Raw genomic sequence first — 21,462 nt, 5'->3', positions numbered from 1 at the left:
TCGAATCAAGTCGGCCAGGCGGCGGATCGCACCGGCCACCTCCCCCGGTCCACGTCGGCCATGTCCCGACCGGACGGCACGAGTTGAAACAGCCGGATCAACTCCTCGGCTTGCGGCCCGGCCGACGCGACCCTAGGTTCAGGTCGTCGGACTATTCCGACAAAGCGGACATAACACCTATGTCGGCTTTCCCTCAGTGGCACCCGCAAGGAGAATTCATGTCGGTGATGACCGGTACTCAACCCCTCCAGCAGTTCGGCGCACAGCTCGGCGGTCAGCAGCTGGGCGGTCAGCAGATCGCCCAGGTGGTCCAGCAGTCCATCCAGCAGGCGTGTCAGCAGACGGCCCAGCAGGTCGCGCAGCAGGTGCAGCAGACGTTCCAGCAGATCCAGCAGATCCAGCAGCAGATGCAGCAGCGGCCTGACCTGGCCCAGCAGGCGCATCCGTACCTGGCTCTCGCGCTGCACCGCGCGCTGCACTCGGGCATCCGCCACGCCGTGGAGCAGTCCGTACAGCAGGCACTGCCCACCGCGATCGTGACCCTGCTCCAGCAGAGCCAGCAGGGTCAGCCGGGCCAGCAGGGCATGCAGGGCCAGCCGGGCCAGCAGGGCATGCAGGGCCAGCCGGGCCAGCAGTGGGGCGGTGGGTTCGGCCAGCAGTACCCGCAGTACCAGCAGCAGCCCGGCTTCGGCTTCGGCCAGATGGGTCAGCCGTTCGGTATGAGCTGACACCTGGGCAGCGCACGCGGTGTGCCCGGACTGGTTCCGGGCACACCGCGTCACCGTGGAAGCGGTCACGTGGAAGCGGGCGCTGCCCCAACGGCCGGATCAGGAGCACGAGTTACGACGTAAGCGTGGTGAAGGTGGACGTGATGGTCAAGGAAAGGCCCGGAAACAGCGGGGCGAGCGGGCCGGGGGGTGGTGCGGGGGCTGCTGGAGAAGGACCGGAGGGCAAGCAGACGGAGCCGGCCGGGAAAGGCGCGCAGCCCCTCCCCGTACAGCCGCGCCAGGAGCGGTACCTGGTGACACCGCTGCCGCAGCAACTGCTCCCCCCGGGAGTGCCCGAACTCAGTATGGACGCGGTGTGTGACCAGTTGGAGCGCATGCCCGACGTCAAGGTGACCCGCAGACTCCGGCCGTCGGAGAAGCTGCGATCGGCCGGTCTGCCCCCCGCCTGCCCGGAGATCGCGGTCGTCGAGGCACCCGGGGCTCAGCTGCCGGCGATGCGGACGCTGCACGTACACATCGAGCCGGACCTGCCACTGTCCGCAGCCGTACCCGCCGCCGCGCCGGCCGTGGGGATCGCGCTGCGTGATCCAGGACTGGTCATGCCGCTGGAACAACCGGTGGAGATCTCGCTGCGCGTCTGCGGCCCGGACGGAGAACCGCTGGCCGGCGCGGGCGTGTTCCTGATCGGGTCGTCATGGCCCGGCCAGGGTGTCACCGGGTCCGACGGTACGGTCACCGTCACGCTGCCCACGGAGACGGTGCAGTCCGTCCAGGCGCTGTACGTCCGGCCCGTGGGCGGCTACACCGACCGCTGGATCAGTCGTCCGGACCTGTCGGTGACCGGAGAGAACCTGGTCACCCTCACGCCGCTGGCCAAGGTGTATCCGGGGCTGGAGGACAGGCAGCAGTACGGCTGGGGCCAGCAGGCCATGCGGCTGGACCGGCTGCCTCCCACGTTCCGCGCTTTCGGGATCAAGGTGGGGGTCATCGGGTCGGGTGTCGCCGCCGAGCATCCCGATCTGAAGCAGCGGGTGCGCTCCGGGATCGACCTCGTCCGCGGAACCGAGGAGGGCTGGGCCCACGACACGGCGGGCACCGGTACCCATGCGGCCGGCGTCATCGCCGGGGCGGACACCGGTAAGGGGATCATCGGTACCGCGGTCGATGCCGAGATCGAGGTCTGTCAGGTGCTGCCCGGCGGCTGCTTCAGCGACCTGATCGCCGCCCTCGACCACTGCATCGAACGCGAGGTCGACATCGCGCACGTCGCCGTGGCAACGCCGTACGCGTCGGCGCTCGTCTCACGCAAACTGGCCGACGCAGGCGCGGTGGGCATCGCCTGCGTCGCCCCGGCGGGCGACTCGGGCGGACCGGTATGCTTCCCCGGCTCACTGCCCACCGTGTTCACCGTGGGTGCGCTCGGAGCCTTCGGGACCTTCCCGCCGGACACCTCCCAAGCCACCCATGTGGGCCCCCAGTTGACGCCGGACGGGTTGTTCGCCGCGCCGTTCAGCTGCCACGGACCCGGGGTCGACGCGGCCGCCCCCGGTGTGGCCGTCCTGTCGTGCTCGCCGCAGGGCGGGTACACGGCCCTCGACGGCACCGGCACGGCCTCGGCCCACGTCGTCGGTCTCGCCGCCCTCGTTCTCGCCCACCACGAGGACTTCCACGGCCAACTGCTGCCCCGCGGACCCGGCCGCGTACGGCACCTGTTCGAGATCATCGCCGCCAGCTGCCGCCCGCTGGCCGCCCCGGGCACCCTGGATGCATCCCGCCTCGGACACGGCCTGCCCGACGCGCTCACCGCCCTCGGCCTGGCCCCCGGAGTGCAACTCGCTCCGGCCCTGTCCCCTTACGTCCCCACCCTGGCCGGTTAGGCCCATCCCACAACAAGATCACCTGCAATCACCCGCCCGGCCGTGCAGCTCGAAAATGCCGCACGGTCGGGCGTGGCGCTGGGATCAGGCTGAACGACGTCCGTTCTCCAAGTGGGAGACGAACCAGTGCCGAGCCGCAGTGACTACCTCCTCAAGGGTCCCGGGCTCATGGAACAGATGGCTTGCGCCGCGCACGACACGGATCTCGCTGGGCGCGCTGAGCATTCCGGCCGCTTCCTGGTTGAGCCGCAGATCGGTCTCGTCCTCGCCGCCGACGATGAACAGCACCGAGGCCCGGACGCGCTGCAGCGCCTCGTACGGCAGGTCCGGACGCCCGCCTCGGGTGACCACGGCCAGGACTCGTTGTGGCCGCTCGGCAGCTGCCAGCAGAGCCGCCGCCGCGGCCGTGTCGGCACCGAACAGACCGACCGGGACGTCGACGGTCTCCGGCCGCTGCTCCAGCCAGTCGATGGCAGCCACCAGCCGCCGGGCCAGGAACTGGACGTCGAAGCGATGCCGGGCCGAGCGCGCGTCCTCCCGTTTCTCCAGTTCGGTGAGGAGATCGAGGAGGAGCGTGCCCATGCCTGCCCGGTGAAACGCGTCGGCGAGCGCACGGTCGCGTGTACTGCCCCGGGAGCTGCTGCCGCCCTCGGCGATGACCACCACCGACCGCACCGGGCCGGGGACGACCAGATCGCCTGCGAGCGGCGCCTCGCCTGCGGGCACCAACACCAAGTCGGAGATCATCCGCTGCCTCCCAACGTGATGCTCGTTGGGCTCCTGTGATGCCCGGGTACCCGAGGACGGAATCGGTACGCGCATGACCGGCCCGCCTCGACAGGCGATCTTGACGTGGGTCCCGCAGGATGGTGCCGGTTGCCCAGCCGTGGGGCGCTGAGGGCAGCCGCTTCCCGTGTGCGGCGGACTGCCGCCCCTTCCTCACTCAGGAGCCCGGCATGGCAGTGGTAATGGAGGAACTTGTACCGGCGCTGGAGGATACGCGCCAGGCGCATGCCGCAGTACTGGACCGGTTCCGGGCGGATGTGACCGTCACGCCGCCGGGCCCGCACCGGGAGATGCTCGAACGCCAGAGCGTCGAGGTCCACTACAGCCTCCAGCGCATTCAACGCCAGGTACGCGATCTGCAGCCCAGGGGGTTGATGGGCACCGCGGTCGGTCTGACCCGGTCCGTCTCCCGGGGCGCGGTGCGCGCGGCGATGCTGCCGCTGACGATCGGGTCGGCGGTCGTGCGGGGGTTGCTGCCCGGCGGGGGCCCGGCCGATGCGCGGCGGCTGTTGAGGAATGCGGAGGACGAGTACGCGGTCGCGGCGCGGGCGCTCGCGGCGTGCCGGGCCGGGGAGGTCCTCGCCGAACAGGTGGCCGCCCAGTCCACTGCCGAGCTGCTCGGCTCGCTGCGCCGCCAGGACGAGGAGCTGCTGCAGGAACTGGAGGCAAGCCTCGCCGAGCACGCCCGCGCCGTGGCGGCGTCCACCAACGGCTCGGGCCCGAGCGAGAACCGCATCACCGCTCTGGCCGACACGGCTGCCCATACGATGCGGACCGCTTTCGACCGGGCGCTGTACGTCGCCCAGCACCGTGGCCGACGGCCCTGGGGTGCGGGGAGGGAGATGGCCGAGCCCAGCCCCATTGCCGAAGAAGTCCTGGGATCGGTCAAGCGGGAGGAGGACCTGCCGATTCCCGGGTTCAGCCAGCTCAGCACCGAGCAGATCCAGCAGCGACTGGGCACACTCTCCCAGCTGGATCTGACGGTGATCGAGGGCTACGAGCGCACCCATGCCCACCGCAAGGGCGTCCTCGAAGCCATCGAGCGGCTGCGCGTGGAGGAGCCGTAGGCCGGCTGCGTCAGGCAGGACTCGCCGGCTGTTCGTCCGGGACGGGACGGCGGGCCGTGCACAGCAGCGGGGCCCAGCCGGCGATGTCCGTGAAGCAACCGGCGCCGGCCGGGACGGTGTCCAAGACGATGCGGTCGGGGCGCAGGAGCACGGCGTCCGCCCGGCCGTCGCGCAGCCACGCGGCGAGCGTGCCGTCGTCGCCGAGGCTGTCCGTGGTGACGGCCCGTGCGCCGATGCCCTCCGCCACGGCCCGCACCGAGGGCGGAAGGGGCGCGCCGGCCAGGACGGCGAGGGAGTCCCCGAGTGCGTCGTCGAGGCGGGTCCGCCGGCCGTCGGCGGTCACCCAGGGCTGGGGGCAGAAGGTGCCCGCCAGGTCACGGCCGCCCGGTCGGACACGCCGTCGTACGAGGGGCCCTCGGCCGGCGCGCGGGCTGAGGCGGTGGCCGGCCGCCGCGGGCAGAGCGGGCACACGGCAGGCCGCGGCCAGCAGGCTTCGGCGGATCGCGGCGGCACCGCCCTGGCCACCGGTCATGGCCCAGCCCGTGGCGACCGCGAGCCGGATGACATGCCGGGCGTGCGGCTTGCGTTCGCTCTCGTAGGTGTCCAACAGCCGTTCGTCCGCACCGTCCTGGAGTACTCGCGCGAGTTTCCAGGTGAGGTTGTACGCGTCCCGCATGCCCGTGCACAGTCCCTGCCCGATGAAGGGCGGGGTCAGGTGAGCCGCGTCGCCGAGCAGGAAGACCCGGCCACTGCGCCAGCGGTCGGCGATGCGCGCCCGGAAGGTGTACTGCGCCTGCCGGATGAGCTGGAAGTCGTCGCCGTAGGAGAGGCCCACCCAGGGGGCGACCAGTTCACGAAGCCGCTCGTGGTCGAGCTCCTCGCCGTCGCGCAGCCGGAACTCCCAGCGGTAGCGGTCCTCGCCGATCCGCATGAAGGTGGCCGGACGGTGCGGATCGCAGACCTGGTCGACGCCTTCCCAGGACCGGACGCGGGCGCGGGTGCGGACGTCGATGACCGTCCAGGACTCCTCGAAGCGCAGGTCCTCCCATACGGCGCCGATGGCCTCGCGGGTGAGGCTGCCCGCGCCGTCGCAGCCGAGGACCGCGTCGGCCCGCAGAAGGTGCTCACCTTCGTCGTCCCGGTACGTCACGCGGACCGGCCCGTCGGCGTCCTGCTCCACGGCGGTCACCTCGATCCCGCCGCGCACCTCGCACTCCGGACGCCGGGCCAGCGCGTCACGCAGCAGTCGCTCCAGCTCGGGCTGGTCGAACATGCTGGTCTGCGGAAAGCCGTGATGCCCGTGCGAGCGCCGCGGGAACTCGGCGATCAGCCGGTGCCGTGCGTCGAGCAGCCGCAGACCGTTCGCGGGGCGGGCGAGCGCGGCGAACTCCTCGTGGACACCGGCGGCCTGGAGGATGCGGCGGACCTCGTCGTCGGTGGCGACGGCCCGCGGCAGGGGGTAGACGTCCCGGTGGCGTTCGAGCACGACGCTGCGGACGCCGCGCCGGGCGAGCAGGAGGGCGGCGGTCACGCCCACGGGCCCGGCTCCGACGATCACGACGGGTACGTGCGGTGCCGGCCGGGGCGCGGTGTCGTCCCGTGCTCCGGCCTGGTCGGCGGTCATACGCGGCTCACCCCCGTCGTCACTCGGCGTCCGCGACGGGCGTGCGCTGCTCGCCGAGGTCGATCCGCCCGTCCGGGGTGGCGATCGTGGCGGTGATCAGGTCACCCGCGTGGAGGTAGTGCGGGTTGCGGGCCTGGCTCCTGAAGAACGCCTTCCACTTCAGCTCGGGTGGCAGCAGCGCGCCGATCTTCTCCACCGGCTTGGGCGGGGCCTTCAGAGCCGTGCCGCCGGGGGTGCCGGTGAGCAGCAGGTCGCCGGGGTCGAGGGTCTGGAAGCGGGCGAGCAGCGTCAGCGCCTGTGCCGGGCAGACGATCATGTCGGCCAGGGTGCGGTCCTGGCGCAGCTCGCCGTTGACCGACAACTTCAGCCGCAGGTCGAGGAGATGGACGAAGTCCTCGGCCTCCAGCAGCGCGAGGTACGGACCGGTGGGTGTGAAGGTCGGGTAGGACTTGCTCTCGTAGAACTGCCCCTTGGTCAGCTGCACATCCCGCGCGCTGACGTCGTTGGTGAGGACGAGACCGGCGACGTACGAGGGCAGGTCCTGCTCGGTCACGACGGTGCCGACGGGCAGGGAGGCGCCCATGACCAGGCCGAGTTCGATCTCGTAGTCGAGGAACTGCACGTGCGGCGGCCGGACGACGGCCTCCGCCGGGCCGCTGACCGAGCCGGACGCCTTGCGGAAGAAGGTGGGCGGGATCTCCCCGGTGAAGCCCGAATCGCGGGCGTGGCTACGGTAGTTGACCATCTGGGCGACCACCCGGCAGGGCGTGGTGACCGGGGAAAGCGCCACCAGGTCGGCGACGGGTGTGCCGGGATCGTCGGATGCGGCGGCCTCGCGTACGGCGGTACGGTCGGCGAGCAGCTCGGCGGTGGTCAGTGCCTTCGTGTCGATACGGACGGCGCGCGCATCGCCCGCCACCCACCAACCGTCGGCCGTGCGCAGGACGTTGGTGCTCATGAGGTCATCGCTTTCAGCAGGGCCAGCAGTCGGGCGGGGTCGAGTTCGTTGTCACCGCGCAGGGCCCGGGCGACCTCGCGGAGTCTGGCGGGAGACGGATCGGTGCCCAGGAAGTCACGGGTGGCGGGCGGGCCCCACTGGGCGAGTCCGCCGGCCGACATGGGTGCCCAGCCGGGTTCGACGTCGCAGGAGAACAGGTCGCCGTCGGCGAAGTGCTCCAGCATGAAGCGGTCGGGGTCGCGCCAGTAGTCGAAGAGCTGACTGCCCTGGATATGCCGGCCGATGCCCCAACTACGCTTGTAACCACGCTCGTTGAGGTATTCGCCGCCGGCGGCGATCGCATCCAGGTCGGTGACCTGGTAGGCGGAGTGGACATAACCCCTCCCCGGCCCCAGGTGCATCGCCAGCGTGTGATGGTCGACCGCCACGCTCCCCCGGTCGCAGCGGAGGAACGCCATCGTCGGCCCGCGCTCGCGCTGCCCGTCCAGGAACAGGAAGTCGCTGACGATCATGCCGAGCATGTCGAGGTACCAGTTCAGGGCCCGCGCGAACACCGGGGTTTCCAGCACCACATGACCGAGCCGCTGGATGCGCGACGGCTCCCGGGGCGGACGCTGTGTGACGTTCGTACGGCGGTGCTCGATGCCGAAGTTGAGGGTGAGCGGCCGCTGTTCGGGGAGCGCCGGCAGCTCCTCGCCGCACGACACGATCCGCACCGGGAATCCGGAGGGATCCAGCAGGTCCACGACCTGTCCCCCACCCGGCACGTCGGCGTCCCGCACGGCGGAGCCGGTGGCGCGGGTCAGTCGGTCCAGGTCGGCCCGCTCGGCCGCACGGAAGGCCGGGCCGATGAAACGGGAGGTGTGGCCGCGCCGGATGACCATGCAGGGCGAGCCGGCGAAAGTGCCGCGCAGCCACAGCTCCCCCTGGGTGCGTGCGGCGACCCCGAAGCCGAAGTCACGGGCGAACACCTCCGCCCGGTCCAGGTCGGGCTTCTCGAACTCCAGCCAGGCCAGGTCAGCCACCTTGATCACCGGATTGCGGGACCGGCCGGGGTGTTCGCCGCGCAGGGCGCCCTGCTCACTGTGGAGGTCCTGATGTGCGGTCGTGACATGAGACCTGGCCACGGGGGTCAGAGACATGGCGCCCTCCAAGCAACAGTGCCAAGATGAGGAAATCATCAACTGTGCTCAGACCGTCGTCAATAGCCGTCACGCATGAATCTGATGATCTCATCAGTAATGCGATGGTCATCGGGATGGTTGTTAGACTCGCCTCATGCCGACATCAGCGCCGCCCCGCAACCGCTTCGAACGACGCCGCGCCGAGACGCGCAACGCGCTCATCCGGGCAGCCCGGCAGATCCTGGCCGAGACCGGGGACACCAGCGTCAGCATCCAGGCCATCGCCGATCGGGCCGACGTGGGCTTCGGCTCCTTCTACAACCACTTCCAGTCGAAGACGGAGCTGTTCGACGCGGCGGTCGCGGATGCGCTGGAGGAGTTCGGCCAGGCCATCGACAAGAGCCTCGAGGGAGTAGAGGATCCGGCCGAGCTCGTCGCGGGCGGCTTCCGCCTCACGGCCCGCATGGTCGACTCCCACCCCGAGCTCATGCGCATCCTGCGCCACCGCGGACTCACCCACATCCACTCCGACCGCGGCCTCGCCCCCCGCGCGCGACGCGACCTGGAGCGCGGCATCACCTCCGGTCGCTTCCTGCCCGTCGACCCGGCCGTCGCCGTGTCCGCCACCGGCGGGGCACTGCTGTCCCTGGTGGAACTGCGGTTCTCCCGCCCCGACCTCGACGGCGAGGAAGCCGCCACGAGCCTGGCCGAGATGGCGTTGAGGATGCTGGGGGTGCCCCTGGACGAGGCGCACGAAGTCACCCGGCGCCCCCTGCCGGCCCCTGCAGACGCACACACGACGCCGTAGTCACCGACAGGCGACATGAGGACCGCCCAGGGCGCAAGGAGGGAAGACCCCCTGCGCACCGGGCGGTTCGATGCTGGTCGACATCCGGTGGTGCGAGGCCGGCCGGGCTGTCGTGTCAGCCGTTGGAGAAGCGGCCTGCCTGGGCGAGGATCTGCTCCGGGTCATCCAACGGCGGGTAGATCCACAGGGCGTTGATGTTCTGCTTGAGAGTCTTCGCTTCCTGCCCGGTCAGCGCGACCTTGCGGTCCCAGCCCTCCGTGAAGACGGCGCCGGCAGGGCCGAGATCCAGGCAGGTGACGTAGGGGTCAGGGGTGAAGGGCAGCAGGGGCTTACCCAGAAGTTCGGCTGCCACGTTGTGACCGGCGAACTTCCCCATCGGCTGGGCATGCTGGCAGGACTGTGTCGTGGTGTGCCCGTCTTCTGCGGGGGCGAGTGCGGTGTCGCCGGCTGCGTATACGTCAGGCACTCCGATCACCTGGAGGTGTGCGTCCACGCTCAGCCGTCCCAGCCGGTCGCGTTCGCCCGGGATGTGGGCCGTGAGGGGGCTGGCGGCCATTCCGGCCGTCCATACGACGGTTGCCGCGGGAATCACTTCGCCGTCCGAGAGGGTGACGTCCTGGCTGGTCGCGGATGTCACGGTGAGTCCCAGGCGTCGATCGATCTTCAGCTCGTCGATCGCATCGTTGATGGTCGGGCGCGGACCCGGGCCGAGTTCCGGGCCGACGACGTCGGCACGGTCGACGAGAACGACCCGGACGTCTTCGACTGCGCCCTGGCGGTCGGCGATCGCCCGGAGGCGTTGCCCCAGCGCGGTGACGATCTCCAGGCCGGTGAAGCCGGCACCGACCACGACGGCGGTGTAGCGGCCCTGGGAGGGGGGCTGCTCGGGCAGTCGTCGCAGGTGGTTGTCGAGTGCGGCCGCCGCGGGGAGCGTGTCCACGTCGAAGACTTCCTGCGAGCCGGGGAAGTCGGGGCGCACGAGCTGGCTGCCGGCGGCCAGCACCAACTTGTCGTAGACCAGGTCCAGTTCCTCACCGGTGCGCCCGACGGCACGTACGGTGTGCGCCTCGGTGTCGATTCCCGTGACGGTCGCCGTTATACGGCGTACGCCGATCGGACCGAGGACGCGGTCCAGCGCGACCCGCATGCCTTCCGGGGCGTCCTCGTACAGGCGGGGGCGGATGACCAGGTCGTCGCCGCCACTGACGAGTGTCACCCGTAGTTCGTCGCCGGCGCTGCCTGCCTCACGTGCGGCGCGAACCACTCCTGCCGCGCTCCACACGCCGGCGAAGCCGCCACCGATGATCAGGACGTCCTTCATGAACTTCTCCGTTTTCGAAGCCGAAGTGATGAGCCGGTGCTCCGTGAGCAGGGGCTGCCCTGCTGCGGTGGCCTCCCGCGGGGCCCGCACCGCTAATTCTGGACATTACATATCCTGGATATTAAGTGTCAAGATTTCTTGGCGGTGTCGCCCCGGGCAGGACGGGGCGGGAGCCACACCGGGACCGGTTACCCGGCCCGATCCTGGACATGTAATGTCCGTAATATGCGAATGGCTAAAGGTGTCGAGTGGGCTCTGCACACACTGCTCAACCTGGACATGATCGGCGGCGGCCCGGTAGGGAGCGGCCAGCTTGCCGAGGCTCACGGCCTCTCGGCCTCCTACCTCAACAAGCAACTGCAGCTGCTCGCCCGGGCCGGGCTCGTGGTCTCCGTGCCCGGGCCGCGCGGAGGTTTTCGACTGGCCAGGCCCCTTGAGGCCATCACCCTTCTGGATGTGGTGGAGGCCATCGAGGGGGGCACGCAGCTCTTTCAGTGCACAGAGATCCGTTGCTGCGGCAAGATCGGCGAGCTGTCACCGCCGCCGACGGGTACATGTGCTGTCAACGCGGCCATGCGCCGGGCGGAACAGGCATGGCGCCAGGCACTGGACGGCCAGAGTCTTGCCGACATCAGGGCGGAGTTGGACCGTACCCCGATGGTGCGGCAGACAGTGCGCTCGGCGCTGACCTGAGTACGCACAACGCCCCGGGCCGGAAGATCCTCTTTGAACGAACAGGACAAGCACCAGTGGACAGAGCCGAGTTGGCGGCCTTCCTCAGAGCACGGCGTGAGGCCCTGCAGCCAGAGGACGTCGGGCTGCCACGCGGGCGGCGCCGACGGACCGGCGGGCTGCGCAGGGAGGAAGTCGCGGCGCTGTGCGACATGTCGGTCGACTACTACACCAGGATCGAACAACCACGAGGGCCCAATCCCTCGGAGCAGATGCTTGCCGCCATAGCCCGCGGTCTGCATCTGTCTCTCGAGGAACGGGATCACCTGTTTCAGCTCGCCGGCCACGCCGTTCCCCGAAGGGTCCGACGGGGCGATCACATCAACCCGGGGATGATGCGCATCCTCGACCGGCTCGAAGACACCCCCGCGCAGGTGGTCAACCACCTGGGCGAGACCCTGAAACAGACGCGCATGGCGGTCGCACTGCTGGGTGACCAGACCGCTTTCACCGGACGGGCCCGCAGTCTGCACTATCGGTGGTTCACCGATCCCGCCGCCCGGCTGATGGTTCCCGAGCGCGACCACCCCGTACAGAGCCGCCTGCTGGTAGCGGATCTCTACGGCGCGTATGTGCGGGACGGCAGTGACTCGCGCACCGCCGACCTCGTCGATGCACTGCAGGCGGCCAGCCCCGATTTCGCCGCGCTCTGGCGTGAGCACCCGGTACTCGGACCGTACTGCGTACCCAAACGCTTCCAGCACCCGAAGCTCGGGGCCCTGGAGTTGCACTGCCAGACGCTGATCGACCCCGACCAGTCACAACGGCTTCTGGTGTTCACTGCGGTACCGGGCACGGAGAGCCACGCAAGCCTCCAGCTCCTGTCCGCCCTCGGTAGCTAGTTACTTCCCCTCGTTGCTTTCTGTCACATGTTCACCGACGCCGTCGGCGATGGCTGCGGACAGCAGGGCAGGCAGCAGTCCGGGGAAGCGCGCCTCGAGGCTTTCGCTGCGCAGGGTCACGAAGCAACGGGTGCCTTCCTGGCGAGTCTCCGTGACACCCGCCTCACGCAGCACCTTGAGGTGATGGCTCAGGGTGGACTTGGCCACAGGGGCACGCAACTGCCCCCACCCGCGTTCGGCGCCGTCGGACAACACTCGGACGATGCCCAGCCGCGTCGGGTCACTGAGTGCGCCAAGCAGGCGCGGCAAGGTGATCTCGCTCTGGGAAGGTGGTGACGACGGGGCCGGCATGGCGACCAGGTTACCCATTGTTCGGCACCTTACGAACGTCGGGCTCTTGGAGGGGAACGAGCTGCGCCGCAGGTGAGACACACGTCACACCGGACTTCCTGTCACATTCCGCCCGGCCATCCCGGTCAGTTGTGTGTATCCGCAACATGGCTAGGAGATCACTGTGGAATCGCGTCTCAACTACTTCGGTAACCCCCTCGCCGCGAAGATCCTGAAGCACATCAACTCGGCCGGCAAGGTGGCGTCGGACTCGACCCTGCCGGCCGCGATACAGGAGCTGGTGAAGATCCGCGCCAGCCAGATCAACGGCTGCGGCTTCTGCACCGACATGCACACCAAAGACGCCGCTGCGGCGGGAGAAACCCCGCAGCGCCTCAATCTGATCGCGGCCTGGCGTGAGGCCACGGTCTTCTCGGAGGCCGAGCGCGCTGCACTGGAACTGGCCGAGCAGGGCACCCGCATCGCCGACGCAGCCGGCGGTGTCACGGATGCGGTCTGGGCAAACGCTGTCAAGCACTTCGACGAGGAGCAGCTGGTCGCCCTGATCTCCCTCATCGCCATCATCAACGCCTACAACCGCATCAACGTCATCAACCAGCAGCCTGCCGGGGACTACCAGCCCGGCCAGTTCGGCTGATCGGCGCCCGCCCCAGCCGGACACGTACGGTCCGTCTCCACGCCGCCCCGACCTACGGCGGGAGACGGACTACCGGTGTCAACCGGTCCCACCAGCTCCCGTAACACCTTTCACAACGTTTCACACGATGCCACACGCAGACACCTGATACCTTGTTCTACGTCCTACGAACGTCGAACAAGGGAAAGCAATGCCCAGCTCTACACCCCTGCACTTCGCAGACCGTGTCGCAATCGTCACAGGAGCGGGATCGGGCATCGGTCGTGCCACTGCGATCGCCCTGGCCGAATCGGGTGCACGCGTCCTCGGCGTGGGTCGCCGGAAGGAGGCCCTGGAGGAGACTGCTCGCGCGCACTCCAACATCGCGGTCCTGCCGCTCGACATCTGCGAGGAAGGCGCTGCGGACACGGTCGTTGCCACCGCCGTGGAATGGTGGGGCCGGCTCGACCTGCTCGTGAACAACGCCGGCATCACTGCCGTGATGCCTCTGGCAGAGACGGACCGAGCAGTGATTGCCGGCCTGTTCGACCTCAACGTGACGGCGCCGAGCATGCTCGCCCATGCGGCCCTGCCGCACCTGCGCGACTCATCGGGCTCCATCGTCAACGTCTCGAGCACCTACGGTCATCGCCCCTTGGCCGGAGCAGCCCACTACGCCGCCACCAAGAGCGCCTTGGAGCAACTGACGCGGAGCTGGGCGCTGGAGCTCGCGTCGGAAGGGGTGCGGGTGAACGCGATCGCCCCCGGCCCCACCGAGACGGATGTCCTGGCCGCGGCGGGCCTGCCCCAGGACGCCATCGACGAGCTGCGCGCCAATGAACGTGACCGTATCCCGACGGGCCGTCTCGGCGACCCGAAGGACGTCGCGGACTGGATCCTGCGCATCGCCGATCCCCTGGGCGCACACATCACCGGTCAAGTGCTGACGATCGACGGGGGACTCGAACTCGCCTGAGCTGCTGGGCAGCCGCGGCGGTCCGGTCGCACGCGGACCGAGAGAGGCGGCCCGTTCGGGCCGCTCCTGTCACCGGCGCGACCCGCCCTCTCTGCGTCGCTCAGTCCACGGGCCGCGGGGCACGCAGGTGGGCCCGCTGGGCCAGTTCCTCCTCGTCGACCAGCGTGAGCATCGGCTGGTCCGGCGCACACAGCATGGTCACGATGAACCGGCAGCGCACATCCGTTCGGGCGTTGCCGTCCTGATAGTGGATCACGTCGCCGCCCGGCTCCCAGAACGTCTCACCGGCCTTGACCACGCGTTCCGGCTCGCCCTCCAGCTCAAAGCGCACCTCGCCCTCGAGTACGTACCCGAACGCCGGGCCCGAGTGGCGGTGCGGAGGAGTGCCAGGGTCACCAGGGGGCCACTCGACCAGGATGGTCATGCCCGAGGCACCCTCGGGGATATGGGGCGGCTTGGCCTCCTGCAGCATCGTCACCGCGGTCTTCCACGCCCCGTAACCCGGCTTGTCGTTGCTCTCGCCCGCTGAGTCCTTGCTTGACACTGTGTTGCACCTCCGTAGTTGTTGCCCCGACAGGCAGGCAGATGACCGTGAGCCGCCGGTGGCGATGGTGGTGTACCAACACCTCTCACTCGACGGTAACAGCGTCCGTGCACTTCAGACGGCTCACGCGGCTGCCCCGAAGTGAAGACCGAGTACGCCGTGCTTCTGTGACAGATGTCGCAGGTCTGGGAGCTCGCTCGAGGTGGGCGCTTCGTCACACTTTCCGCTCAGTGTCACAACAGCGGTGCCAGGTCTGTCTCATGTAGTGCACGGGGCTGATTTCGCTCGCCTCTTCCCGACGGCCGCCAAAGGCACCGTCTGCCCTCTTCTCCCCACGTCCTGACAGGAAGGCCGCAATGAGTGATCCGACCCGGCCCACAGAGTCCTCCTCGACGAGTGAGCTCGACCAGCTTCCCGACCGTGACGCCGAGGAAACGAGGGAATGGCAGGCATCACTCGACGGTGTCATCAGGCATGCCGGTCCTGAACGCGCCGTGTACTTGCTGCGGCGCGTGCACGAGTACGCGGCCAGGTCAGGAGTGGCCCTCCCGGGGCTTCTGTCCTCGGACTACATCAACACGATCCCGGCGTCGTCCCAGCCGGTCTTCCCGGGCGACGTCGCCATGGAGTCCCGTATCACCGCGCTGAACAGGTGGAACGCGGCCGCGATGGTGACCCGCGGTTCCCGCCTGGGTCTCGGCGGTCATATCTCGACCTACGCTTCGGCGGCATGGCTCTATGAGATCGGCTTCAACCACTTCTTCAAGGGCAAGGACGGGGACGGTTCCGGGGATCAGCTGTACCTGCAGGGGCATGCCTCGCCCGGCATCTACGCGCGGGTGTTCCTGGAGGGGCGACTGCGCGAGGAGCAGTTGGACGGCTTCCGGCGGGAGGCCGACGGTCACGGCCTGCCGTCCTACCCGCACCCCCGGCGTCTGCCGTGGCTGTGGGAGTTTCCGACCGTCTCGATGGGGCTCGGTCCTCTTGCCGCCATATACCAGGCCAGGTTCAACCGCTATCTGCACAACAGGGGCATCAAGGACACGTCCGGATCGCACGTATGGGCCTTCCTGGGAGACGGGGAAGTGGACGAGCCCGAATCGACGGCTGCGCTGGAACTTGCCGCCCGTGAGCGCCTCGACAACCTCACCTTCGTCGTCAACTGCAATCTGCAGCGGCTGGACGGTCCGGTGCGGTCGAATTCCAAGATCGTGCAGGAGCTCGAGGCGCGGTTCCGCGGCGCGGGCTGGCATGTGGTGAAGACTCTCTGGGGCGAGGCCTGGGACCCGGTGCTGCAGCAGGACACCGACGGCTCCCTCGTCCGCCGCCTCGGCGAGGTGCCCGATGCCCAGCTCCAGACGTACGCCGCCCGGGACGCCGCCTACATACGCAAGCATTTCTTCACCGGCGATGCGCTGTCCGGCCTTGCCGCAGGTCTGAGCGACGCGCAGCTCACCGACCTGTTCGAGAACTCCCGGGGCGGACACGAACCGCTCAAGGTCTACGCCGCCTACAGGGCCGCGGTCGAGCACCTGGGCGGGCCCACCGTCGTCCTCGCCCAGACGGTGAAGGGTCACACGCTGGGCCCGGACTTCGAGTCCCGCAACGCCAACCATCAGATGAAGAAGCTGACCATGGACCAGTTCCGTCAGATGCGCGACGCGCTGGAACTGCCCATCCCGGACAGCGCGCTGAGCGGGGACGTGGTGCCGTTCTGGCACCCGGGTGAAGACTCTGAAGAGGTGCAGTACCTGCGTGACCGCCGCTCGGCTCTGGCCGGCCCCGTCCCCGTACGGAGGGTGGTGGCCAAGCCGCTGCAGCAGCCGCCGTCCGGCCCCTTCGAAGCCCTCCGGAAGGGCTTCGGCAAACAGGAGGTGGCCACCACCATGGCGCTGGTCCGGCTGGTCAAGGACCTGATGCGCGTCGAGGAGACGGGGCGGCGCTGGGTGCCCATCATCCCCGATGAGGCACGTACATTCGGTATGGAATCCCTGTTCCCGACCGCCGGGATCTACTCGCCGGACGGTCAGACCTACGAGCCGGTCGATGTCGATCAGCTACTCCACTACAGGGAGGCCAAGGACGGCCAGCTCATCGACGAGGGCATCACCGAAGCCGGGTCACTGGCCGAGTTCACCGCTGCGGCGACGTCGTACGCCACACACGGCGAACCCATGATCCCCTTCTACATCTTTTATGCCATGTTCGGGTTCCAGCGCACGGGCGACCAGTTCTGGGCCCTGGCCGACCAGTTGGGCCGCGGTTTCGTCGTCGGGGCGACGGCCGGCCGTACGACGATGACCGGCGAGGGACTGCAGCACGCCGACGGGCACTCCCACCTGCTGGCGTCCACGAATCCGGCCGCTGTCAGCTACGACCCGGCCTTCGCGTACGAGATCGCGGTGATCGTCAGGGAAGGCCTGCGCCGGATGTACGGCGACCAGCCCGAGGACATCTTCTATTACCTGACGGTCTACAACGAACCCAAACAACAGCCGGCCATGCCCGGCGGGCCGTCGGTCGAGGAAGGGATCCTGCGGGGCATCTACCGGTTCCGGCAGGCGGAGTCCAGCGACGCAGGACCACGGATCCAGTTGCTGGCCTCCGGCACGGCCATCCACTGGGCGCTGGAAGCCCAGGAGCTTCTCATGTCCCAATGGGGTGTCCAGGCTGACGTCTGGTCAGTGACGTCCTGGACGGAGCTGCGCCGCGATGCCTTGAATGCCGACAGGGCGCGGCTGCGGGGTGAGGAGTGTGTCCCGTATGTGACCCGCGCGCTGTCGGGAGCCGAAGGGCCGGTCCTGGCGGTCAGCGACTGGATGCGGCAGGTGCCCGATCAGATCAGCCAGTGGGTCGAGCAGGACTACTCGTCGCTGGGAACGGACGGCTTCGGACTGTCCGACACCCGAGATGCCGTACGTCGCTATTTCCGAGTGGACGCCGAGTCGATCGTGGTTGCCGCCCTGGACCAGTTGGCGCGGGCCGGCGCAGTCCACCCGGCGACGGTTGTCCAAGCGCGCGATCGCTACGGCTGGCAGGGGTGAGCACGCCAGGCGTCCCGAGCGGATGTGCCCGCTCGGAGCAGAGGCGGGGCAGCCCGCACCTGACGACGCGCGCCCTGCTGTGACCGCTTGTAGCATGGATGTCCTCCAGAACTGGAGGACATCCATGCGCGCCAGGGACGATGCAGACGCCCTCGACGAGGCAACGAGGGAGTTCATGGCAGCGCGTCCCCAGCTCTTCGGCATCGCGTACCGGCTGCTCGGCAGTGCAGTGGAAGCCGAGGACGTCGTCCAGGAGGCGTGGTTGCGGTGGCAGAACACCGACCGCGTCGACATCCGCGAACCGGTAGCGTTCCTGGCCACGGTCACCGCTCGGCTGGCGATCAACTTCGCCCAGTCCGCCCGGATGCGGCGTGAGTCGTACATCGGGCCCTGGCTTCCCGAGCCGGTCGACACCAGCATGGATCCGCAGGTGGGCGCGGAGCGGGCCGAGGCAGTCGACCTGGCGGTTCTCCTGCTCCTGGAGAAGCTGAACCCCGTGGAACGGGCTGCTTACGTTCTCAGGGAAGCCTTCGACTACCCGTACCAGCAGATCGCGGACATCCTGGAGACCAGCAAAGCCAATACACGCCAGTTGGTGAGCCGCGCCCGGAAGCATCTGTCAGCGGAATGCCGGGAGCCGGTCAGCCCGGACGCTCACCGGCGACTGCTGGAGGTGTTCCTCGCCGCGGCGCAGACCGGGAGTCTGTCGGCGCTGGAGGATGTTCTCACGACGTTCGCCGGGTCGAGGCCAACGGCAGGCCGACCGTCGTTTTCTCCGGCGAGGGGAAAGTCGGTGGCTCTGCTGTCCGTGGATGTGTCGGCACGAGGCATCGAACGCATCATGTGGTTAGTGAATCCGGTCGAACTGGCTCCTTACGTGGCTTCACCGAACAACTGACGCACGCCCGAGCCGCCGCCGGGGATGTCACAGGATGAGGGGCCACGCGGTCTGAGGGGTGTCCCTCCCCCTTCATTCGCGGCATGCGACATCCGAGATGAGGAACCCTGTGAATACTTTCGTGATCGTCGGTGGCGGTCTGGCCGCGGGCAAGGCGGCCGAGGCACTGCGGGAGCACGGCCACAGCGGCCCGCTCATCATCATCGGCGACGAGCGTGAGAAGCCGTACATTCGGCCGCCGCTGTCCAAGGGTTACCTGCTGGGCAAGGAGGAGCGCGATTCGATCTTCGTGCATCCCGATGACTGGTACCGGGAGCACGATGTCGACCTGCTGCTGGACACGCGTGCGCGCGCGGTCGACCGGCGGGCACGGACGGTGGAACTCGACGACGGCCGTCAGGTCCCCTACACCAAGCTGCTCCTGGCCACTGGCTCGACACCACGTCGTCTGTCCGTCCCGGGAGCGGACCTCGACAACGTTCTGTATCTGCGTCGTGTGGGAGACAGCGAACGACTCAAGTCCGCCTTCACGGCGGGGGCGAAGATCGTCGTGATCGGTGCCGGATGGATCGGTCTGGAAACCGCCGCGGCCGCTCGGACGGCCGGCGCCGAGGTAACGGTGCTCGAGCACTCGGAGCTTCCCCTGCTGAAGGTGCTGGGGCGTGAAGCGGCTGAAGTGTTCGCTGCCCTCCACACTGATCACGGCGTCAGTCTGCTGCCCCATGTGCAGGTGGAGTCCCTCACCGGAACAGACGGCCGTGTGGACGGGGTGCTGCTCACTGACGGCAGGCACCTGGCCGCGGACGCCGTGGTCGTGGGCGTCGGCATCACCCCCAATGTCCAACTCGCCCAGGAGGCAGGCCTGGACGTGCAGAACGGCATCGTCACCGACGAGCATCTGCAGACTTCAGGAGCCGACATCTACGCCGCAGGCGACGTCGCCAACGCCTACCACCCGCTGCTCGGCCGCCACCTCCGGGTCGAACACTGGGCCAATGCCCTGCATCAGCCGGATGTGGCGGCGCTCAGCATGCTCGGCAAGGACGCTGTCTACGACCGGCTGCCGTACTTCTACACGGACCAGTACGACCTCGGAATGGAGTACACGGGTTACACGGAACCAGGCGGCTACGACCGCGTCGTCTTCCGCGGTGATCCGTCCGAGCGACGCTTCATCGCGTTCTGGATGGCGGGGAGCCGCGTACTGGCGGGCATGAGTGTCAACGTGTGGGACGTCATGGCCCCGATCCGGTCCCTCATCACCTCCGGGTCGGACATCGACGACGCACTCCTCTCCGACCCGAACGTGCCCCTGGACCGCATCCTGCCGTGACGCCCCGGCGCGGGCGGGAGTGGGCACGCAAGGTGTCACAGATCCCGGGGCGGCCTGGTCGTAGTGAATGACAACCCAGGCGATCGGAGCAGACAGTGGCCATCAGCGAACAACGTCTTTCCACCATGGTGCTGGTGATCGGCACCGGTGGTGCCGGGCTGCGGGCGGCGATCGAACTGGCTGAGGCCGGTGTCGACGTCCTTGCGGTCGGCAAGCGTCCCAAGGAGGACGCCCATACGGCGCTTGCTGCCGGAGGAATCAACGCGGCCCTGGCCACCATGGATCCCGAGGACAGCTGGCAGCAGCACGCAGCCGACACTCTCAAGGAGAGTTATCTGCTCGCCGACCCCCGCACCGCCCAGATCGTCACTCAGGGCGCCGCCCGAGGCATCGACGACCTGGAACGCTACGGGATGGCCTTCGCCAGGGAAGAGGACGGCCGGATCTCCCAGCGCTTCTTCGGCGCACACAAGTTCCGGCGGACCGCCTTCGCCGGCGACTACACCGGTCTGGAGATCCAGCGCACGCTCATCAGGCGCGCGGAGCAGCTCAAAGTCCCCGTGCTCGACGGCGTGTACATCACCCGGCTCCTGGTGCATGACGGCGCCGTCTTCGGTGCCTACGGCTTCGACCTCACGAACGGAAAGCGTTACCTGATCCACGCCGACGCCGTCATTCTTGCCGCGGGCGGCCACACCCGCATCTGGCGGCGCACGTCCTCCCGGCGTGACGAGAACACGGGTGACTCCTTCCGCCTTGCCGTGGAGGCCGGAGCCCGTCTGCGTGACCCCGAGCTGGTGCAGTTCCATCCTTCGGGGATCATCGAGCCGGAGAACGCGGCCGGCACCCTGGTCAGCGAGGCCGCCCGGGGTGAAGGCGGGATCCTGCGCAACGCGCTCGGGGAACGGTTCATGGCCCGCTACGACCCTGAGCGGATGGAGCTGTCCACCCGCGACCGCGTGGCCCTGGCCTCCTACACGGAGATCAAGGAAGGGCGGGGAACCCCGAAGGGAGGCGTGTGGCTCGACGTCTCGCACCTGCCGCGGCAGACGATCATGACGCGGCTGCCCCGTGTCTACCAGACTCTGCTGGACCTGCAGATGCTGGACATCACCCGCGAACCGATCGAGATCGCGCCGACTGCCCACTACTCGATGGGCGGGGTGTGGGTGCGTCCCGAGGACCACAGCACTGACGTGCGTGGCCTCTACGCCATCGGTGAGGCGTCGAGCGGGCTGCACGGCGCCAACCGCCTCGGTGGGAACAGTCTCATCGAGCTGCTGGTCTTCGGCCGCATCACAGGCCAGGCGGCCGCCGCCTACTCGCAGTCCCTGACCGCGCATCCGCGGTCGGCGTCGGCCATCGCGCAGGCCCGCGCGGAGATCGACGATCTTCTCGCAGCCGACGGACCGGAGAACGTCCGCGCCCTGCAGCGCGCCATCCGCAACACCATGACCGAGCATGCGGGAGTCGTACGCGACGAAGAGGGCCTGCGCGCCGGGCTGGCGGAACTCAAGGTGATCGAGAAGAGGATGGAGGACGTGGGCATCCACCCGGACATCGCCGGCTATCAGGACCTCGCGCACGCCTTCGATCTCAAGTCCGCCGCCCTGGCAGCCCGGGCCACCCTCGAAGCAGCACTGGAACGTCGCGAGACGCGTGGCTGTCACAACCGAAGCGACTACCCGGACCTGGATCCCGCTCTGCAGGTCAATCTCGTGTGGTCCCCGGAGACGGGAATCACCCGCGAGAGCATTCCGGCCATCCCGGACGAGATTTCCTCTCTGATGCAGGAGGTCTCCACGGATGGAAAGCTTGTCGAATGACCTCGGG

The 21,462-nt window shown here is 68.8% G+C and carries 19 protein-coding genes; 12 read left to right on the top strand and 7 right to left on the bottom strand.

Features of this window, described 5'->3' with window-relative positions; all coding sequences use genetic code 11:
* Positions 1 to 218 precede the first annotated feature (218 nt).
* Together ACFVJQ_RS33565 and ACFVJQ_RS33560 are read left to right on the top strand one after the other, a co-directional pair.
* Positions 219 to 728, top strand: coding sequence for a hypothetical protein (locus ACFVJQ_RS33565; protein ID WP_385789368.1), 510 nt, complete (start codon positions 219 to 221; stop codon positions 726 to 728).
* A 125-nt stretch (positions 729 to 853) separates the two neighbouring features.
* A complete protein-coding gene (locus ACFVJQ_RS33560; protein WP_385789366.1) occupies positions 854 to 2,605 on the top strand; it encodes a S8 family serine peptidase in 1,752 nt (583 codons plus the stop codon).
* An 84-nt stretch (positions 2,606 to 2,689) separates the two neighbouring features.
* On the opposite strand, the gene ACFVJQ_RS33555 is transcribed toward ACFVJQ_RS33560, so the two are convergent.
* Positions 2,690 to 3,352, bottom strand: coding sequence for a dienelactone hydrolase family protein (locus ACFVJQ_RS33555; protein ID WP_385517461.1), 663 nt, complete (start codon positions 3,350 to 3,352; stop codon positions 2,690 to 2,692).
* A gap of 209 nt (positions 3,353 to 3,561) precedes the next feature.
* Between ACFVJQ_RS33555 and ACFVJQ_RS33550 the strand changes: the two genes are divergently transcribed.
* Positions 3,562 to 4,458 (top strand): hypothetical protein, encoded by an 897-nt coding sequence (locus ACFVJQ_RS33550; RefSeq protein WP_385789364.1) that lies wholly within the window; start codon positions 3,562 to 3,564, stop codon positions 4,456 to 4,458.
* Between the two features lie 10 nt (positions 4,459 to 4,468).
* Here ACFVJQ_RS33550 and ACFVJQ_RS33545 read toward each other — a convergent pair whose 3' ends face one another.
* From ACFVJQ_RS33545 to ACFVJQ_RS33535, 3 genes are read right to left on the bottom strand one after another with little or no spacing between them, the layout of a single operon-like run.
* Positions 4,469 to 6,082 carry a bifunctional 3-(3-hydroxy-phenyl)propionate/3-hydroxycinnamic acid hydroxylase gene (locus ACFVJQ_RS33545; RefSeq protein ID WP_385517465.1) on the bottom strand — a complete coding sequence of 538 codons (1,614 nt, stop codon included), beginning with the start codon at positions 6,080 to 6,082 and terminating at the stop codon, positions 4,469 to 4,471.
* Positions 6,083 to 6,101: 19 nt separating this feature from the next.
* Positions 6,102 to 7,040: a fumarylacetoacetate hydrolase family protein gene (locus ACFVJQ_RS33540; RefSeq protein ID WP_385517467.1), complete on the bottom strand. Its 939-nt coding sequence runs from the start codon at positions 7,038 to 7,040 to the stop codon at positions 6,102 to 6,104.
* Complete coding sequence (locus tag ACFVJQ_RS33535) at positions 7,037 to 8,182, bottom strand: VOC family protein (RefSeq protein ID WP_385789361.1); 1,146 nt, start codon at positions 8,180 to 8,182, stop codon at positions 7,037 to 7,039. The genes ACFVJQ_RS33540 and ACFVJQ_RS33535 overlap by 4 nt, the downstream gene beginning before the upstream one ends.
* 136 nt (positions 8,183 to 8,318) lie before the next feature.
* Between ACFVJQ_RS33535 and ACFVJQ_RS33530 the strand changes: the two genes are divergently transcribed.
* A complete protein-coding gene (locus ACFVJQ_RS33530; protein ID WP_385789359.1) occupies positions 8,319 to 8,972 on the top strand; it encodes a TetR/AcrR family transcriptional regulator in 654 nt (217 codons plus the stop codon).
* 115 nt (positions 8,973 to 9,087) lie between these two features.
* Here ACFVJQ_RS33530 and ACFVJQ_RS33525 read toward each other — a convergent pair whose 3' ends face one another.
* Positions 9,088 to 10,293: an NAD(P)/FAD-dependent oxidoreductase gene (locus ACFVJQ_RS33525; protein WP_385789357.1), complete on the bottom strand. Its 1,206-nt coding sequence runs from the start codon at positions 10,291 to 10,293 to the stop codon at positions 9,088 to 9,090.
* A 225-nt stretch (positions 10,294 to 10,518) separates the two neighbouring features.
* Between ACFVJQ_RS33525 and ACFVJQ_RS33520 the strand changes: the two genes are divergently transcribed.
* Together ACFVJQ_RS33520 and ACFVJQ_RS33515 are read left to right on the top strand one after the other, a co-directional pair.
* Positions 10,519 to 10,986, top strand: coding sequence for an RrF2 family transcriptional regulator (locus tag ACFVJQ_RS33520; RefSeq protein ID WP_385789355.1), 468 nt, complete (start codon positions 10,519 to 10,521; stop codon positions 10,984 to 10,986).
* 56 nt (positions 10,987 to 11,042) lie between these two features.
* Positions 11,043 to 11,867, top strand: a complete 825-nt coding sequence (locus tag ACFVJQ_RS33515) for a helix-turn-helix transcriptional regulator (RefSeq protein WP_385789353.1) — start codon at positions 11,043 to 11,045, stop codon at positions 11,865 to 11,867.
* Here the strand turns inward: ACFVJQ_RS33515 and ACFVJQ_RS33510 are convergent, their stop codons facing one another.
* Positions 11,868 to 12,236, bottom strand: a complete 369-nt coding sequence (locus ACFVJQ_RS33510) for an ArsR/SmtB family transcription factor (RefSeq protein ID WP_385789351.1) — start codon at positions 12,234 to 12,236, stop codon at positions 11,868 to 11,870.
* Positions 12,237 to 12,381: 145 nt separating this feature from the next.
* Between ACFVJQ_RS33510 and ACFVJQ_RS33505 the strand changes: the two genes are divergently transcribed.
* Together ACFVJQ_RS33505 and ACFVJQ_RS33500 are read left to right on the top strand one after the other, a co-directional pair.
* Positions 12,382 to 12,855 carry a carboxymuconolactone decarboxylase family protein gene (locus tag ACFVJQ_RS33505; RefSeq protein ID WP_385789349.1) on the top strand — a complete coding sequence of 158 codons (474 nt, stop codon included), beginning with the start codon at positions 12,382 to 12,384 and terminating at the stop codon, positions 12,853 to 12,855.
* Between the two features lie 190 nt (positions 12,856 to 13,045).
* Positions 13,046 to 13,810, top strand: a complete 765-nt coding sequence (locus ACFVJQ_RS33500; protein WP_385517479.1) for an SDR family NAD(P)-dependent oxidoreductase — start codon at positions 13,046 to 13,048, stop codon at positions 13,808 to 13,810.
* A gap of 100 nt (positions 13,811 to 13,910) precedes the next feature.
* Here ACFVJQ_RS33500 and ACFVJQ_RS33495 read toward each other — a convergent pair whose 3' ends face one another.
* The gene (locus ACFVJQ_RS33495) at positions 13,911 to 14,282 is read right to left on the bottom strand and encodes a cupin domain-containing protein (RefSeq protein ID WP_385517489.1); all 372 of its coding nucleotides are present in this window, start codon (positions 14,280 to 14,282) and stop codon (positions 13,911 to 13,913) included.
* Between the two features lie 428 nt (positions 14,283 to 14,710).
* Here ACFVJQ_RS33495 and aceE point away from each other — a divergent pair, with 428 nt between their 5' ends.
* The 4 genes from aceE (at position 14,711) to ACFVJQ_RS33475 (ending at position 21,455) form a co-directional block, all read left to right on the top strand.
* Positions 14,711 to 17,398 (top strand): pyruvate dehydrogenase (acetyl-transferring), homodimeric type, encoded by a 2,688-nt coding sequence (gene aceE, locus ACFVJQ_RS33490; RefSeq protein WP_385789347.1) that lies wholly within the window; start codon positions 14,711 to 14,713, stop codon positions 17,396 to 17,398.
* 124 nt (positions 17,399 to 17,522) lie between these two features.
* Positions 17,523 to 18,296: a sigma-70 family RNA polymerase sigma factor gene (locus ACFVJQ_RS33485; RefSeq protein ID WP_385517483.1), complete on the top strand. Its 774-nt coding sequence runs from the start codon at positions 17,523 to 17,525 to the stop codon at positions 18,294 to 18,296.
* Positions 18,297 to 18,393: 97 nt separating this feature from the next.
* Entirely contained in the window at positions 18,394 to 19,629 is a 1,236-nt protein-coding gene (locus tag ACFVJQ_RS33480) for an NAD(P)/FAD-dependent oxidoreductase (RefSeq protein ID WP_385789345.1), read from the top strand.
* Positions 19,630 to 19,754: 125 nt separating this feature from the next.
* Positions 19,755 to 21,455 carry an L-aspartate oxidase gene (locus ACFVJQ_RS33475; protein ID WP_385517491.1) on the top strand — a complete coding sequence of 567 codons (1,701 nt, stop codon included), beginning with the start codon at positions 19,755 to 19,757 and terminating at the stop codon, positions 21,453 to 21,455.
* Positions 21,456 to 21,462: the final 7 nt, after the last annotated feature.

Origin of the sequence: Streptomyces sp. NPDC127197 (assembly GCF_042672405.1) — a bacterium.
GTDB classification, from domain to species: Bacteria; Actinomycetota; Actinomycetes; order Streptomycetales; family Streptomycetaceae; genus Streptomyces; species Streptomyces flavusporus.
This window is presented reverse-complemented; position numbering and strand designations above follow the sequence as displayed.

Bases quoted from the DNA above. Each gene is read 5' to 3' on its own strand.
- ACFVJQ_RS33540 (WP_385517467.1), bottom strand. From the start codon at position 7,040: ATGAGCACCAACGTCCTGCGCACGGCCGACGGTTGGTGGGTGGCGGGC.
- aceE (WP_385789347.1), top strand. From the start codon at position 14,711: ATGAGTGATCCGACCCGGCCCACAGAGTCCTCCTCGACGAGTGAGCTC.
- ACFVJQ_RS33485 (WP_385517483.1), top strand. From the start codon at position 17,523: ATGCGCGCCAGGGACGATGCAGACGCCCTCGACGAGGCAACGAGGGAG.
- ACFVJQ_RS33550 (WP_385789364.1), top strand. From the start codon at position 3,562: ATGGCAGTGGTAATGGAGGAACTTGTACCGGCGCTGGAGGATACGCGC.
- ACFVJQ_RS33555 (WP_385517461.1), bottom strand. From the start codon at position 3,352: ATGATCTCCGACTTGGTGTTGGTGCCCGCAGGCGAGGCGCCGCTCGCA.
- ACFVJQ_RS33495 (WP_385517489.1), bottom strand. From the start codon at position 14,282: ATGCTGCAGGAGGCCAAGCCGCCCCATATCCCCGAGGGTGCCTCGGGC.
- ACFVJQ_RS33510 (WP_385789351.1), bottom strand. From the start codon at position 12,236: ATGGGTAACCTGGTCGCCATGCCGGCCCCGTCGTCACCACCTTCCCAG.
- ACFVJQ_RS33500 (WP_385517479.1), top strand. From the start codon at position 13,046: ATGCCCAGCTCTACACCCCTGCACTTCGCAGACCGTGTCGCAATCGTC.
- ACFVJQ_RS33535 (WP_385789361.1), bottom strand. From the start codon at position 8,182: ATGTCTCTGACCCCCGTGGCCAGGTCTCATGTCACGACCGCACATCAG.
- ACFVJQ_RS33520 (WP_385789355.1), top strand. From the start codon at position 10,519: ATGCGAATGGCTAAAGGTGTCGAGTGGGCTCTGCACACACTGCTCAAC.
- ACFVJQ_RS33525 (WP_385789357.1), bottom strand. From the start codon at position 10,293: ATGAAGGACGTCCTGATCATCGGTGGCGGCTTCGCCGGCGTGTGGAGC.
- ACFVJQ_RS33530 (WP_385789359.1), top strand. From the start codon at position 8,319: ATGCCGACATCAGCGCCGCCCCGCAACCGCTTCGAACGACGCCGCGCC.
- ACFVJQ_RS33480 (WP_385789345.1), top strand. From the start codon at position 18,394: ATGAGGAACCCTGTGAATACTTTCGTGATCGTCGGTGGCGGTCTGGCC.
- ACFVJQ_RS33475 (WP_385517491.1), top strand. From the start codon at position 19,755: ATGGTGCTGGTGATCGGCACCGGTGGTGCCGGGCTGCGGGCGGCGATC.
- ACFVJQ_RS33565 (WP_385789368.1), top strand. From the start codon at position 219: ATGTCGGTGATGACCGGTACTCAACCCCTCCAGCAGTTCGGCGCACAG.
- ACFVJQ_RS33545 (WP_385517465.1), bottom strand. From the start codon at position 6,082: ATGACCGCCGACCAGGCCGGAGCACGGGACGACACCGCGCCCCGGCCG.